Annotated in this window: 2 protein-coding genes; one reads left to right on the top strand and one right to left on the bottom strand. The window is 70.5% G+C overall.

The genetic code is table 11. The annotated features are described in order from the left end of the window. On the bottom strand, positions 1 to 302 hold a 302-nt coding region (locus G3O06_RS48605; RefSeq protein ID WP_205820497.1), incomplete at its 3' end, for a class I SAM-dependent methyltransferase. An 81-nt stretch (positions 303 to 383) separates the two neighbouring features. On the opposite strand from G3O06_RS48605, the gene G3O06_RS48610 reads away from it, so the two are divergent. After that, a partial coding sequence (locus G3O06_RS48610; protein WP_241020638.1) for a double zinc ribbon domain-containing protein occupies positions 384 to 648 on the top strand: 265 nt, incomplete at its 3' end.

A 648-nucleotide genomic window follows, 5' to 3' on the forward strand; every position in this document is an offset into this window, starting at 1 on the left:
CCCTGCTCGACCTCGCGCTGACCGGCTCGCGCGAGCATCGCACCGGACAGGTCGACACCGAATACGGGCGCCTCCGGAAAGCGCGCGCGCAGCGCCGGCAGGTCGTCGCCGGGGCCGCAGCCCGCGTCCAGCACGGCTGCGGGGCTCACCTTGATGTATTCGAGGCGCTCATTCATCCGCTGCGCGATCTCGCGCGGCAGGAACGCGACCGCATCGAACGTGGCGGCACGGCGGTCGAAGATCCGCCGCAGGCGCCTTGCGTCATTGGCCGGACGGCCGGTTGAAGTCGAAGCTGGGGACATGTCGGGCACACTGGCGAAGAGCCCGAAGTATACTCGCTCGCCCCGCAGGCTTCATTGAGGCGGGGTGTCAGGAGTGTTGCGATGATCCGCAGTTCCGCCCGACGTACGATGCGCGTCGCTTTGTCGCAGGTTCGCGCGCTGGCAGCGCGCGTCGCCGCGGTCGCGCTGCCGAATCGCTGCGCACTGTGCGGCAATTTGTCACACACCATGATTTGCGGCGCTTGCGACGCTGCGTACTGGAACGAAGCGCGGCTGCGCTGCGACGTCTGCGCGCTGCCGCTGGGCATCGGGCCACCGCGTTCGCACTCGCCCCGCGGCGCTCGCGCCGGCGCCGGCGCCGGCCGTG

The organism is Burkholderia sp. Ac-20345 (genome assembly GCF_017104825.1).
Lineage (GTDB): Bacteria > Pseudomonadota > Gammaproteobacteria > Burkholderiales > Burkholderiaceae > Burkholderia > Burkholderia lata_B.